The organism is Spirillospora sp. CA-142024 (assembly GCF_050942325.1).
GTDB lineage: Bacteria > Actinomycetota > Actinomycetes > Streptosporangiales > Streptosporangiaceae > Spirillospora.
In genome coordinates this window covers 2,079,765-2,092,110 of record NZ_CP192077.1, presented here as the reverse complement: position 1 = coordinate 2,092,110, position 12,346 = coordinate 2,079,765, and the positions used below count along the sequence as shown (strand labels likewise).

Annotated in this window: 13 protein-coding genes; 4 read left to right on the top strand and 9 right to left on the bottom strand. The window is 69.2% G+C overall.

The genetic code is table 11. The annotated features are described in order from the left end of the window. Positions 1-11: 11 nt before the first annotated feature. On the bottom strand, positions 12-644 hold the full coding sequence (locus ACQPZP_RS10100) for a hemerythrin domain-containing protein (RefSeq protein WP_433477367.1): 633 nt from the start codon (positions 642-644) through the stop codon (positions 12-14). A 164-nt stretch (positions 645-808) separates the two neighbouring features. On the opposite strand from ACQPZP_RS10100, the gene sigJ reads away from it, so the two are divergent. Then, a complete protein-coding gene (gene sigJ / locus ACQPZP_RS10095; protein ID WP_433477366.1) occupies positions 809-1,711 on the top strand; it encodes an RNA polymerase sigma factor SigJ in 903 nt (300 codons plus the stop codon). A 21-nt stretch (positions 1,712-1,732) separates the two neighbouring features. Here the strand turns inward: sigJ and ACQPZP_RS10090 are convergent, their stop codons facing one another. Beyond that, positions 1,733-1,996, bottom strand: coding sequence for an ABC transporter permease (locus ACQPZP_RS10090; RefSeq protein WP_433477365.1), 264 nt, complete (start codon positions 1,994-1,996; stop codon positions 1,733-1,735). A 197-nt stretch (positions 1,997-2,193) separates the two neighbouring features. On the opposite strand from ACQPZP_RS10090, the gene ACQPZP_RS10085 reads away from it, so the two are divergent. Continuing rightward, on the top strand, positions 2,194-3,099 hold the full coding sequence (locus ACQPZP_RS10085; protein ID WP_433477364.1) for a TauD/TfdA dioxygenase family protein: 906 nt from the start codon (positions 2,194-2,196) through the stop codon (positions 3,097-3,099). A 50-nt stretch (positions 3,100-3,149) separates the two neighbouring features. Here ACQPZP_RS10085 and ACQPZP_RS10080 read toward each other — a convergent pair whose 3' ends face one another. Together ACQPZP_RS10080 and ACQPZP_RS10075 are read right to left on the bottom strand one after the other, a co-directional pair. Then, on the bottom strand, positions 3,150-3,629 hold the full coding sequence (locus tag ACQPZP_RS10080; RefSeq protein WP_433477363.1) for a carboxymuconolactone decarboxylase family protein: 480 nt from the start codon (positions 3,627-3,629) through the stop codon (positions 3,150-3,152). After that, entirely contained in the window at positions 3,626-4,705 is a 1,080-nt protein-coding gene (locus ACQPZP_RS10075; RefSeq protein ID WP_433477362.1) for an NAD(P)H-dependent amine dehydrogenase family protein, read from the bottom strand. Before ACQPZP_RS10075 ends, ACQPZP_RS10080 begins: the two co-directional genes overlap by 4 nt. Before the next feature lie 215 nt (positions 4,706-4,920). On the opposite strand from ACQPZP_RS10075, the gene ACQPZP_RS10070 reads away from it, so the two are divergent. Continuing rightward, a complete protein-coding gene (locus ACQPZP_RS10070; protein WP_433477361.1) occupies positions 4,921-6,462 on the top strand; it encodes a GMC oxidoreductase in 1,542 nt (513 codons plus the stop codon). A gap of 60 nt (positions 6,463-6,522) precedes the next feature. Here the strand turns inward: ACQPZP_RS10070 and ACQPZP_RS10065 are convergent, their stop codons facing one another. From ACQPZP_RS10065 to ACQPZP_RS10055, 3 genes are all read right to left on the bottom strand, one after another. Next, positions 6,523-7,866 (bottom strand): hypothetical protein, encoded by a 1,344-nt coding sequence (locus tag ACQPZP_RS10065; protein ID WP_433477360.1) that lies wholly within the window; start codon positions 7,864-7,866, stop codon positions 6,523-6,525. A 74-nt stretch (positions 7,867-7,940) separates the two neighbouring features. Then, entirely contained in the window at positions 7,941-8,117 is a 177-nt protein-coding gene (locus ACQPZP_RS10060; RefSeq protein WP_433477359.1) for a hypothetical protein, read from the bottom strand. Positions 8,118-8,182: 65 nt separating this feature from the next. Continuing rightward, positions 8,183-8,917: an AraC family transcriptional regulator gene (locus ACQPZP_RS10055; protein WP_433477358.1), complete on the bottom strand. Its 735-nt coding sequence runs from the start codon at positions 8,915-8,917 to the stop codon at positions 8,183-8,185. Positions 8,918-8,984: 67 nt separating this feature from the next. On the opposite strand from ACQPZP_RS10055, the gene ACQPZP_RS10050 reads away from it, so the two are divergent. After that, the gene (locus ACQPZP_RS10050) at positions 8,985-10,367 is read left to right on the top strand and encodes an MFS transporter (RefSeq protein ID WP_433479583.1); all 1,383 of its coding nucleotides are present in this window, start codon (positions 8,985-8,987) and stop codon (positions 10,365-10,367) included. Positions 10,368-10,397: 30 nt separating this feature from the next. Here ACQPZP_RS10050 and ACQPZP_RS10045 read toward each other — a convergent pair whose 3' ends face one another. Both ACQPZP_RS10045 and ACQPZP_RS10040 read right to left on the bottom strand, forming a co-directional pair. Next, the gene (locus tag ACQPZP_RS10045) at positions 10,398-11,366 is read right to left on the bottom strand and encodes an NAD(P)-dependent alcohol dehydrogenase (RefSeq protein WP_433477357.1); all 969 of its coding nucleotides are present in this window, start codon (positions 11,364-11,366) and stop codon (positions 10,398-10,400) included. Between the two features lie 56 nt (positions 11,367-11,422). After that, entirely contained in the window at positions 11,423-11,797 is a 375-nt protein-coding gene (locus tag ACQPZP_RS10040; protein ID WP_433477356.1) for a glyoxalase superfamily protein, read from the bottom strand. Positions 11,798-12,346 lie beyond the last annotated feature (549 nt).

Genomic DNA, 12,346 nt, shown 5'->3' with positions numbered 1-12,346 from the left:
AGGACCTCCGGTCAGTGGGCGCTCGCGGGCGCCTGCCAGCGGGGAGCGCGCAGGTAGCGGGGCCGCCACACCGCGCGGTAGAGGAGCCGGACGGGCGGCGGGACGACACCGAGCACCTTGCGCCGGGTAGCCTCCTCAGCGCCGTCCAGCAGCCAGGGGAAGAACGCGGCGGCGCCGCTGACGCCGAGCCTGCGGCGCTGCTCGTTGCCGAACGCGTCCCATTCGGCCTTGGTGAGCAGGTCCTGGACGAGCGGCAGCGCCAGTTCCTCCTCGTGCTCGCAGTGCGCGCCGAGCTCCTCGGCGAGCCGTGCCGCGCCGTCCGCCAGCCGGGCGGCGGAGCCGGCGGAGACGGCCGCGCCGACGATGTCCAGCAGTTCGTCCAGCCGGTCGTGCTCGGTCTGCATCCGGTCCAGGACGGCCGGATCCGCCGCCTTGGCCCGCAGGACGGGCCACAGGTGCGTGTCCTCGGCGGTGTGGTGGATGTGCAGGAACCGCTTGAACCGGTCCCATCCGGCCTCGACCGCCGGGCCGGAGGCGTCTCCGGCCTCCGCCATCGCCGTGAGGCGGTCGAGGTCGCGCTGGAACGCGTCGTGGACGGCGTACATGAACGTCACGTCGACGCGGTCGCGCCCTTGGTCGCTCATTTCAGTCCCCCTGTCGGAGCTGTTTCGCGACCAATGAGCGAATCGGAACCCGCGAGTGTGACGCCGTTGCGTGCGGATGAGGCCCACATCACATTTCCGTCGCCGATGTCACACTCGGGGTGTCGGCGGCCCTCTGAGGGGGTGAGCGCACAGGAGGTCGAGCCATGCCCGAAGGCACCACCGACGACACGGCGACCAGGGTGTTCGCCGGCCACCGGGAGCTGCTGTTCTCGGTCGTCTACAACATGCTGGGAAGCGTCGCCGACACCGAGGACGTCCTGCAGGACACATGGCTGGCGTGGGCGTCCCGCAGCGGCGGCGGCGGAATCGAGAACCCGCGCGCCTACCTGGTGCGGATCGCCGTCAACACCGCGCTCTCACGGCAGGCCGCGATCAGCCGCCGCCGCGAGACCTATGTGGGGCCGTGGCTGCCCGAGCCGCTGGTGTCGGACGGCGAAGAGGGCGACACCGCCGAACGCACGGAGGCGGTGTCGATGGCGCTCCTCGTCGTCATGGAGACCCTGACACCGCTGGAGCGGGCCGTGTTCGTGCTGCACGAGGTGTTCGGCTACGCGCACACCGAGATCGCGCCGATCCTGGACCGCAGCCCGTCCGCGGTCAGGCAGCTCGCGCACCGCGCCCGGGAGCACGTGCACGCCCGCCGCCCCCGCTACCAGGCCGACCCCAAGGTGCAGCGGGAGGCGACGGAGCGCTTCCTCAAGGCCGCCCTGGGAGGCGACATGGAGTCGCTGCTGGACATCCTCGCCCCGGAGGTGACGCTGTGGACGGACGGCGGCGGAAAGGGCCGCGGCAAGGCGGCCCTGCGTCCCATCGAAGGCCGGGACAAGGTCGCCCGCGTCATCGTGGCCACGACCGCCCGCCACAGCCCCAAGGCGCTCGACATCCGCTACCGGACCGTCAACGGCGATCCGTCCGCGGTGCTGTTCGACGAGGACGCGCCGTTCGCCGTCATGGTCCTCGACCTCGCCCCGGACGGCGACCGCGTCAGGGGCGTCTACGCCGTCACCAACCCGGACAAGCTCGCCCACATCGACGAGGAGGGGTGAGCCGTCCGGGCCAGCCGTCCGTCAGCGGTCTGGGGCCGCCCGCCACCGGGTGAAGCGGCGCTCCAGCAGGACGAGCGCGGAGTTGAACACGAGCCCGAGAGCGGAGATCGCCACGATCCCGGCGTACATGCCGGCGATCGCGAAGTTCTGCTGGGACGAGTTGATCAGGAACCCGAGCCCCTCCTTCGCTCCGACCATCTCCGCGACGAGCATCACCAGCACCGCGGTCGCGCCGACCGGCCGGATGCCGGTGAAGATGGACGGCACTGCGGCGGGCAGGATCACCTTCTGGAAGATGCGCGGGGCGGGCAGCCCGAGCGACCGCGCGGACTGACCAGCGTCGGGTCCACGGTGCGGACGGCGGTGATCGTGTTGTATTTCCTACTAAGTCAATCGGAATAGTTGACTTAAGAGGCGATGTCGTGATTCGCTACGGCTCGGTGGAGCTCCACAGTGTCCGTCGCCCTGAGAAGAGGTAGCCAATGTCCGAGTTCGACATCCGCAAGGTCGGGGGTCGCATCGGCGCCGAGGTCGTCGGCGTCGACGTGCGCGACCTGTCCGACGAGATCTTCGGTGAGATCCATTCCGCGTTGCTGGAGCACAAGGTCCTGGGCTTCCGCGGCCAGGAGCTGTCCGACGACGACCAGCTCGCGTTCGCCGCCCGGTTCGGGCCGCTCACCGGCGCGCATCCCACCGTGCCGGCCGTCGAGGGACGGCCCGAGATCCTGCCGGTGGACAGCGAGTCGGGGCGGGCCAACCAGTGGCACACCGACGTCACGTTCGTCCAGTCCCCGCCGAAGATCAGCACGCTGCGCGGCCTCGTCATCCCGCCCTACGGCGGCAACACCCTGATCGCCAACACGGCCGCCGCCTACAAGGACCTGCCGGAGGAGCTGCGTGCGCTCGCCGACCGCCTGTGGGCCGTCCACACCAACGACTACGACTACGTCCGGCCCGCCGACAGCGGCGGCGATCCCGACAAGGTGGCCGAGCACCGCAAGGCGTTCGTGTCCCGGACGTGGAAGACCGCGCATCCGGTCGTCCGGGTCCACCCGGAGTCGAGCGAGCGGAACCTCTACATCGGAGGATTCGCGCAGAAGATCGTCGGGCTCTCGTCACGCGAGGGACGGGCGATCCTGGACATCCTGCAGTCGTACGTCACCCGTCCGGAGAACGTCCTGCGCTGGGTGTGGCAGCCGGGCGACCTCGTCGTGTTCGACAACCGGATCACCCAGCACTACGCGCCGGACGACTACGGCGACCTGCCGCGGCTGCTGCACCGGGTCACCGTCGCCGGCGACATCCCGGTGGGCGTGGACGGCAAGGAGAGCTATCGGCTGGAGGGCGACGACGCGTCCCACTACACCCCTGCGGAGAAGGCCGCCTGACCTACCGGAGACTCGGGCCCGGCGCGGGGTGGCGCCGGGCCCGATCCATGTCAGGGCTTGGGCAGGACGCACATGGCGTCCAGGCCGAGGATGCGGTTGAGGCGGCCGAACGCCAGCCAGGAGCCGATGCACATGCTCAGCTCCACGATCTCGGTCTGGGTGTAGTGCGCGGTCATCCGGGTCCAGAACTCCTCGTCCAGGCCGTGGTGGTCGAGGGCGTAGCGTTCGGCGTACTCGGCGGCGAGACGGGTGCGGTCGTCGAAGGCGGCGGCGGTGCGCCATTCGGTCACCGCGTCGGCGAACTCCTCCTCGACCTTCTCGCCGTCGCGTTCCGTCCGCCAGTCGAGGCAGAACATGCAGCCGTTGATCTGGGCGATGCGCAGCCGGGCGGCCTCGAACTCGCGGAGGCCGAGGGTGGTGTGCGCGTAGACGGCGAGGGAGAGCTTCGAGGCGGCGGGGCCGATGCCGGGCACCATTTCGCCCCACACGTACTGGATCGGGTCCTTGCCCTCGGGGACGTCGATGTTCACGGGCGGGTCCTTCCGAGCTTGCCGACGGCGGGACGTACCGGGACGTCGAGCGCGTCGTAGAGTCCGGGTTCGGCGTCCACGAGCCAGTCGACGGCGTTCACCAGGCGTCCGACGGCGGTCGCGTTGCCGCCCGCGGCTCGGTTCCCGTACTCGTCGGTGGCCTCGACCGTGACCTCGATGCGCGGAACGCCCTCGATGATGACGCGGTGCGCGCCGTCGCCGTCCGGTGGCCTGGGCCAGTCGGGCGCACAGGACGGGTGGATGCGGGTGACATGCTCGACGACGATGCGGGGTTCACCGTCGACGATGCCCTGCACCTCGAACCGCACCGCGCCCTGCGTGCCCTTCTCGAAGTCGCCCATGGACGCGGTGGTCACGGTGTCGTCGAGCGGGCGCCGGTCGAGGGTCTCGCGGATCTCGTCCAGTTCGACGCCCAGCGCGCGGGCCATCAGCCGGACCTGCCCGCCCCACACCATGGTCGGGACGGTCGCCGCGAGCATCGGCGGCTCGTAGTCCATCGGCTGCCCCATGCCGACCAGGTAGCGGACGGAGTCGGGCTGGTCATAGGTGGAGTAGTCGAAGATCTCCTGGCAGCGGACGACGTCGATGGTGCCGCCGAGTCCGCTGATCAGCAGCGGCAGGACGTCGTTGCCCCAGCCGGGGTCGACCCCCGAGACGAACAGGGAGCCGCCGCCCTCGGCGACGGCGTCCAGCACCTCGCCCCGCATCCCGGGCGGCGCGTTGCGCTGGTCGTAGAGCGCGTACAGCGCCGGGGTGACGACCACGGCGCCGGCGCGGACCGCCTTGAGGATGTCGGCGAGAGCGTCGTCCGGGCGGATGTCGCCTGAGGCCGCGTACACCACGGCCTGCGGGCCGGTCGCGAGGACTGCGTCGACATCGGCGGTCGCGACGACGCCCAGGGTGTGACCGAGGCCGGCGAGGTCGCCCGCGTCCCGGCCGACCTTGCCGGGATCGTGCACGATCACGCCGGCGAGCTTCAGCTTCGGGTGGGCCTCGACGGCCCGGATGGCCAGGCGTCCCACGTTGCCCGTGCCCCAGACGATCGCGGAGATCATGCGCGGAATGTAGCACATTCCCAAGCAAGCACTTGGTAGCCACTTGTGGACACGAATCTACCTTTCGGTAGCCGGTGACGTACCTCACATTTCCAGGTAGAACACGTTTCAATCTCATCCAGAGTGAGGGAGGTCACATGCGTGACTCCACCGCGCCTCCCGGCGTATCCCGTCGCGGCTTCATCGTTGGAACCGGTTCTATCCTCGGGCTGGGGATGATGAATCGGACCGGCGCCGCGGCGGCCCCGGCACCGGCGCCCATCGGCAACGGCGCCCACGTCCCGGTCCTGGTCATCGGAACGGGCTACGGCGGCTCGGTCGCCGCGCTGCGCCTCGCGCAGGCGGGCGTCGACGTCCACATGGTCGAGATGGGCATGGCCTGGGACACCCCCGGCTCGGACGGCAAGATCTTCGCCAACACCCGTTCGCCCGACTACCGGTCCTTCTGGCTGCGGACGCGGACCAAGCAGCCCATCAGCAACTTCCTCGGCTTCCCCATCGACAAGGACGTCCCCCGCTACACCGGGATCCTCGACGCCGAGGACTTCGGCGGCATCCTCGTCTACCAGGGGCGCGGCGTCGGCGGCGGCTCGCTCGTCAACGGCGGGATGGCCGTCACGCCCAAGCGCTCGCGGTTCAGCGCGGTGCTCCCCTCGGTCAACGCCGACGAGATGTACAACGTCTACTACCCGCGCGCCAACTCCGGGCTCGGCGTCAACGAGATCGACCGGGCCTGGTTCGACACCACAGACTGCTACCAGTTCGCGCGGGTCGGACGGAAGCACGCCCAGCGGTCCGGGTTCGAGTTCGTCTACGTGCCGAACGTCTACGACTTCAACTACATGAAGCAGGAGGCCGCGGGCGCGGTACCGAAATCCGCGCTGGACGCGGAGATCCTCTACGGCAACAACTACGGCAAGAAGTCACTCCAGAAGACCTACCTGGCGCAGGCCAAGGCGACGGGCCGGGTCGCCATCTCGCCGCAGCACAGGGTGACGTCGGTGTCCCCCGCGTCCGGCGGCGGGTACACGGTCGTCATCGAGCAGATCGACACGACCGGGACCGTCGTGGCCACCAAGACGGTGACCGCCGACCGGGTGTTCTTCGCGGCCGGCAGCGTCGGCACCAGCAAGCTGCTGGTCAAGCTGAAGGCGACCGGCGCGCTGCCGGCCCTGAACGCCGAGATCGGCAAGGGCTGGGGCGACAACGGCAACGTCATGTGCGGCCGCGCCAACCACCTGTGGGACCCGACCGGCAGCCTGCAGTCGGCCATGCCCACCGGCGGCATCGACAACTGGGACGCCGGCGGGGCGTTCGCCGAGGTCGCGCCGCTGCCCACCGGGATCGAGACGTACGCCTCGTTCTACCTGTCGATCACCAACACCCCGCGCCGCGCCGAGTTCTCCTGGAACGCGGCGACCGGGCAGGTCGGGCTGAACTGGCAGACCGCCTGGAAGCAGACCAGCATCGACATGGCCAAGTCGATCTTCGACAAGATCAACAGCAAGGAGGGGACGATCTACCGCACCGACCTCTTCGGCGCGTACAAGATCTGGGGCGACCACCTCACCTACCATCCGCTCGGCGGCGCCGTCCTGAACAAGGCGACCGACAACTACGGCCGGCTGCGCGGCTACTCCGGCCTCTACGCCATCGACGGCTCGCTCATCCCGGGCAACACCAGCGTCAACCCGTTCGTCACGATCACCGCCCTCGCCGAACGCAACATCGAGAAGATCATCGCCACCGACCTGTGATCCGGCGGATCCGGCCACGGGCGCGTGTGGCCGGACCCTCCTCGGGGCAGGCGGTGGACCCTAGGGGCAGGCGGGGAACAGCCGCCGCGTCCCCGACCCGGCCGCGTAGGCGGCGGGATCGCTGAACCGGCAGCCGTAGTCCGGACGCGCCACCACCGACGGCTTCGTGGTCACGTCACCGGCGGGGCGCCTCCCCCGGTCGATCCAGCGGACGAGATCGTCCCAGGCCGTCCCCGCTTCCACGTTCGAGAACTCGCAGTGCTGGGTCGTGCGGATGGCGCGCTGGACGAGCAGGCCCGACCGGCGGTTCCGCGCGACCTCCTTCGCGTAGATCTGCTCCATGGAGAACGGGACGAACATGTCCCCCAGCCCATGCAGGCTCAGCACGGGCACGGTCGGACGCCCGTTGATGCGCGGCACCTGCGACAGCCGGTTCGACAGCCGCGCCGGAAGATTCGCGGCCCGCACCCGCTGCACCGTCGCGTTGACGTTCACCGGCTCGTTCGGCTCATACCGGGTGAACAGGTTGGTCGACAGCTGCGCCGGATACTCGGCCAGGGTGGCGTCCGGTGGCTCGGGCGTAGCGAGCGTGAACGGGAAATCCTTCCAAACCGCGAACGACTGGACGTCGCCGGGGCGCTTGCCACCCGTCCGGTCGATGACGATCGAGCGGAACTGCTTGCCGCGCTCGTTCGTGGTGTCCGGCCCGCCCGGCCGCAGACCGGTCAGCCCGAGCGCCGCCTCGATCTTCGGTACGGTCACCGTCGCGTACTGGTCCGTGACCGGGTACTCGCGGATGCCGGACAGATCCTGGGCGACCACGTTGTAGTCGAGGAAGAAGTCGAACAGTTCGTTGTCGCCGAGCACCCCGCACATGGGCAGCGCGCCGTCGTAGTAGCCCGGGAACTGTTCGAGCGAGCGTCCGATGATGTGCCCGCCCATCGAGACGCCGGCGATGATGCGCTGCTTGGGCCGTCCCACCTTGTCGGCGAACAACTCGGCCACGTCGCGGGTGCTCAGCACGCCCGCCCGGACGTCGTAACCGTTGTCGTAGTAGGACGACGCCGCCCACGCGTACCCCTGGTCGAGCAGCCGCTGCCGCAGCCCGAACGGCGGAGGCCCGACCGTCAGCACGAACCCCTGCCCGGCATAACCGTGCGCGTAGAGCGCCAGCTTGCCATTCCAGTGCGGCGGCACCTCGATGTCGTAGGCGGCATGGCGATGGACGCCCTGCAGCACCCGTGACGGCTTCCCGTGCACCAGGACGGGCGCGAGCGGCGGATTGTCGATCGTGTACCCGGGAAGCGGCTGGTCGTCGGGAACCCGGTCGGCATGCGCCGCGCTCGTCGGAACGACCGAGGCGAGAACGAGAGCGGCAAGGGCGGCAAGGGAACGGACGCGCATGATCCTCCTCTGGCAGACCCCCGCATTACATACCGTCCAGTCGGTCTGCAGAACGCCCAAGACCGCATCCGGCCTCAGTCGAACTGGCTGACCACGGCGGCGAGCCCGCACGGCGCGTGCACGAACAGGTGCCCGCCAGGCCGTTCCTCCCCGAGCACAAGGCGTACGGCGGGCGGATCCTCGGGTAGCAGCCTCCGCTCTTTCAGGTAGGCGGGGCTGGGTGGTGTGCGCGGACCAGGTCGCGCCGCCATCCGGGGTCACCTGCGCAAGGACGGTCGGGCCCTGGCTCGGGCACCAGGCGGTAGGCGAGTGCGGGTCAACGACTCAGCAGGTAGCGCCGGGGTGTGGTGCCGACCGTGCGGCGGAATGCCGCCAGGAACGCGCTCGCCGTGGCATACCCCACGTTGTGCGCCACCCGCGATACCGGCTGCCCCTCGGCCAGCAGCGGCAGGGCGGCGCGCAGCCGCACCCGCGTGCGCCACTGGTCGAAGCTCATGCCCGTGTCGCGCACGAACAGCCGCGTCATCGTTCGCCTGCTCACCCCCGCCGCGAAGGCGTGGGCCTCCAGGCTGCGCGGGTCCGCCGGGTCTGCCAGCAAAGCGGCCGCCACCACCTGGACGCGCTCGTCGGTGGGGTGCGGCACATCGATGGGGCGTGCGGGCAGCGGGAGCAGCAGATCGGGCAGGAGAGCCTCGGCGCGCAGCCGCGCGTCGTCGGCGAGGTCGGTGCGGGCCAGGTACTCGATCAGCTCGGCCAGCAGGCCGTCGATACCGACCACCGTCGGCTCGGGCCAGTCCAGCGGGCAGCGTTCCGGCGCGAGATAGAGGCTGCACAGCACCGCTTCGCGGGTCGCGCCGGTCGTATGGGTGATCCCCGCGGGCAGCCACAGCGCCCGGGTGGGCGGCAGGACCCAGTACACCTCGCCCACACCGACGCCGAGGACGCCGCGCCGGGTCCAGGCGAGCTGGTGATGGGTGTGGCTGTGCGGAGGGATCCACTCCCCCGAGGCCAGCGGGAAGCTGCCGACGATGATCGCGCCGATGTCCTCCATGCGACATAGCCTGGCCTCACCGCGGATTGTGGCCAAATTGAGCGCGCCATAGCGTCGTCGGGTGCCGATGATCGTGTTGTGCCTTGTCCAGTTCATGCTCGTGCTCGATGACACCGTCGTGAGCGTCGCCCTGCCCAGCATCCGCGATGAGCTGGGCTTCAGCGCCTCCGATCTGCCCTGGGTCGTCAACGCCTACTTCCTGGCCTTCGGCGGGCTGCTGCTGTTGTGCGGCCGGATGGCGGATCTGCTGGGCCGCCGCCGCGTCTTTCTCATCGGCGTGGCGTTGTTCGGGGTGGCCAGCCTGGCCTGCGGGCTCGCGCAAGAGCCGTGGCAACTGGTGATCGGGCGGTTCGTGCAGGGCACGGGTTCGGCGATGGCCGGTCCGGCGGCGATGTCGATGGTCACCTTGCTGTATCCGGGGCGGGAGGAGCGGGCCAGGGCACTGGGCATCTGGGGCGGCCTCGCGGCCCTGGGCGGAACTTCGGGTCTGGTGCTGTCGGGAGCGCTGACCGACCTGGTGTCCTGGCGGGGGATCTTCCTCATCAACCTTCCCGTCGTGGTCGTGGCTCTGGTGCTGCTTCCCCGCCTGATCCCCGAGTCGCTCGCCCCCGGCCGGGGCGGGCTCGATGTTCCCGGCGCGCTCCTGGCCACCGCTGCCGCGGTGTCGCTGGTGTACGGGCTGCTGCGGGTCGCAGAGACCGGCTGGGGCGATCCGGTCGTCATCGGTGCCGTCGCGCTGTCCACCGCCTTGGCGGTGGCGTTCCTGGCAGCGGAGTCGCGTGCGGCGGCGCCACTGGTGCCCGGAGCGTTCCTGGCCTCGCGGACGCGGACGGTCGCCAACGGCGCGACGCTGCTTTTCTCGATGGCGATGTACGCGATGTCGTTCCTGCTGATGATCCAGATCCAGACCGCTCTGGGGTACCGCCCGTTCCTGGCCGGCGTCACCTACCTGCCCTATGGCGCCGGCATCCTGGCGGGCATGTGGCTGTCCTCCCGCATCTCGCTCAGGATCGGGACACGGTGGGCGCTCATGCTGGCCTTCCTGGTCAACATCGCCGGCCTCCTGCTGTTGTCCGCCGTATCGGCCGGCGATTCCTATGCCGCCCACGTCCTGCCCGGCATGCTCATCCTGAGCGTGGGCAACGGGCTGAGCCTGCCCGTCATGGCCGCAGCCGCGGTCGACGGCACCACCGTGGAGAACGCCGGTCTCGGCTCGGCCCTGTTCACCTCCGTCCAACAGATCGGCGGCGCCGTCGGGGTGGCCACGCTGGCCGTAATGGGATACTCGGGCGGGCTCACCGCAGGCGCGATCTGCGTAGCGCTCGGCGCCGCTCTCGTCGCCGCGCTGCTGCCGTCCCGGACCCGCGGCCCACGACGACCCGCCGACCACACGGCCAAAGATCGTCCTCGCGGGCGACCGTCGGAACAGCGCGTGGATCACCGACCTTGAAGCGGCCCGTTGCCGAACCGTCCGTTGAGGTCAGTCCGGGACGATGGTGATGACGACATTGCCTATCTTCCGTCCGGTCTCGACGTACCGGTAGGCGTCGACGATCTGTTCCAGCGGGTAACGGCGGTCGATGACGGGTCTGAACTCTCCTGTTTCGATCAGGCCCCGGAAGATCTGCACCATGTCTTGCCCCTGCTTCGGCAGGGGGAACTTCACCTTCCTGCCCCGGAACAGGGGTGTGACCAACGGCAAGAGTATGTTCTGCCACCAGGGCCCCAGATCCGAGGACAGATATGCCCCACGTGGCTTTAACAGCCGCCTGCAACGTCCGAACGTGCTCTTGCCGACCGCGTCGAACACCGCGTCGTAGCTCTGTTCGTCCCTCGTGAAGTCCTGCGTCGTGTAGTCGACGACCCGGTCCGCGCCCAGGCCTTTCACCAGCTCCAAGTGCGCCGTGTCACACACCGCTGTCACGGTGGCCCCGCGTTGCTTCAGGAGCTGCACCGCCGCCGAGCCTATGGCTCCGGTCGCGCCATAGACGAGCACGTCGTGCCCCGCCCGGACGGCCGCCGTTTCGATGAATGACAGCGCGTAATGTGCGCCCTCGGTACCAGGAGCGACCTCCTCGAAGGTCACACCTGTCGGCATGGTCGCAACGGCCCCGCCCTGCGGAACGGACAGATACTCGGCGTGGGTTCCAAAGGCGCCTTCGTTGTACCCGAACACACGGTCACCGATGGCGAAGGCCGTGACGCCCGGTCCGGCTGCTTCCACCACTCCCGCGTACTCGGTCCCGAGGACGCGACGCCGCGGCCTGGCAAGTCCGGTGAGCAAGCGGATGAAGAAGGGCTTGGCCGCCCGGTAGCCGCAATCCGTCCGGTTGACGGTCGTCGCGTGAACCCGCACGAGAACGTCTTGATCTCCGATCGAGGGTTTGTCCACCTCGACGATCCGAACGACTTCCGGAGGCCCGTACCGGTAGTGCACCGCTGCCCTCATACGGGCGAATTCTAGCTTCGATGAACCAAAAAGTGGCCGGGTCCGTTCGGGCCTGCTCAGGCGGGGACTGTCGGCTGCTGGATGTTCCAGCCGTTGCCGTCCAGGTCCTTGAAGAAGACGAAGCGGCCCCAGGGGAAGTCCTGCACCTCGCTGACCTCGACGCCTCGGGCGGCCAGTTCCGCGCGGGCGGCGTCGGCGTCCTCGACGACCATCTGCAGTCCCTGGACGGAGCCCGGCGTCATCTCCACACCCAGCCCGGTGCCGATGGAGATCGAGCAGGCCGACCCGGGCGGTGTCAGCTGGACGAAGCGGATCTCCTCGTTCACCTGGTGGTCATGGTCGGCGTTGAACCCGACCTTGTCGGTGTAGAAGGCCTTCGCACGGTCGACGTCCGAGACCGGGACCTGAACCAGTTCCAGCTTGAAGTCCATGGCTGTCCTTTCCAGTGAGTGTGCCGGCACCAATGGTCGTACCCCGGTCGAGGCGCCGGTTCGGTGAAGGGGCGTCCGTGCAAAGGAAAACGGCAAGGAGATTCACTCCCTGCCGCCGTAGTTGGGAAGCGCTGAGGAGGTGTGCTCCTCGACGCCGGGTCGAATGGCGAAGGAGAGTGACATCTCCCCTTCGCAGGAAGGTCAGCGGCCAGGCCGCCGACCTCATCGGGGGGGTTCCAAACCCACCGTTGTGCATGAAGCCTCAGGTCAGACGGACCTTCGACCTCACGTTCGGTGTCTCCGTCTGAGACACCGATTACAGATGCGAGGCGAGGGTTTTGCCCTACCCTCATCGCACCCACCACACCCGTGTCTTGACCGGACACGGACGTTTCCCCGAATGGAGGCAAGGGTTGTCAACCCAAGCTCACACCCGAGCACCATGCCTTGACCGGACATGGGCGGTTCTCCGGGTGGGAGAGGAGGATCATCGACCCTCATCCACACTCGAAATACACCCATGTCTTGACCGGACACGGATGCTTCCCC

Excerpts from the sequence above, each read along its gene's own strand:
- ACQPZP_RS10100 (WP_433477367.1), bottom strand. The coding sequence starts at position 644 with ATGAGCGACCAAGGGCGCGACCGCGTCGACGTGACGTTCATGTACGCC.
- sigJ (WP_433477366.1), top strand. The coding sequence starts at position 809 with ATGCCCGAAGGCACCACCGACGACACGGCGACCAGGGTGTTCGCCGGC.
- ACQPZP_RS10085 (WP_433477364.1), top strand. The coding sequence starts at position 2,194 with ATGTCCGAGTTCGACATCCGCAAGGTCGGGGGTCGCATCGGCGCCGAG.
- ACQPZP_RS10075 (WP_433477362.1), bottom strand. The coding sequence starts at position 4,705 with ATGATCTCCGCGATCGTCTGGGGCACGGGCAACGTGGGACGCCTGGCC.
- ACQPZP_RS10070 (WP_433477361.1), top strand. The coding sequence starts at position 4,921 with ATGATGAATCGGACCGGCGCCGCGGCGGCCCCGGCACCGGCGCCCATC.
- ACQPZP_RS10065 (WP_433477360.1), bottom strand. The coding sequence starts at position 7,866 with ATGCGCGTCCGTTCCCTTGCCGCCCTTGCCGCTCTCGTTCTCGCCTCG.
- ACQPZP_RS10060 (WP_433477359.1), bottom strand. The coding sequence starts at position 8,117 with ATGGCGGCGCGACCTGGTCCGCGCACACCACCCAGCCCCGCCTACCTG.
- ACQPZP_RS10055 (WP_433477358.1), bottom strand. The coding sequence starts at position 8,917 with ATGGAGGACATCGGCGCGATCATCGTCGGCAGCTTCCCGCTGGCCTCG.
- ACQPZP_RS10050 (WP_433479583.1), top strand. The coding sequence starts at position 8,985 with ATGATCGTGTTGTGCCTTGTCCAGTTCATGCTCGTGCTCGATGACACC.
- ACQPZP_RS10045 (WP_433477357.1), bottom strand. The coding sequence starts at position 11,366 with ATGAGGGCAGCGGTGCACTACCGGTACGGGCCTCCGGAAGTCGTTCGG.
- ACQPZP_RS10040 (WP_433477356.1), bottom strand. The coding sequence starts at position 11,797 with ATGGACTTCAAGCTGGAACTGGTTCAGGTCCCGGTCTCGGACGTCGAC.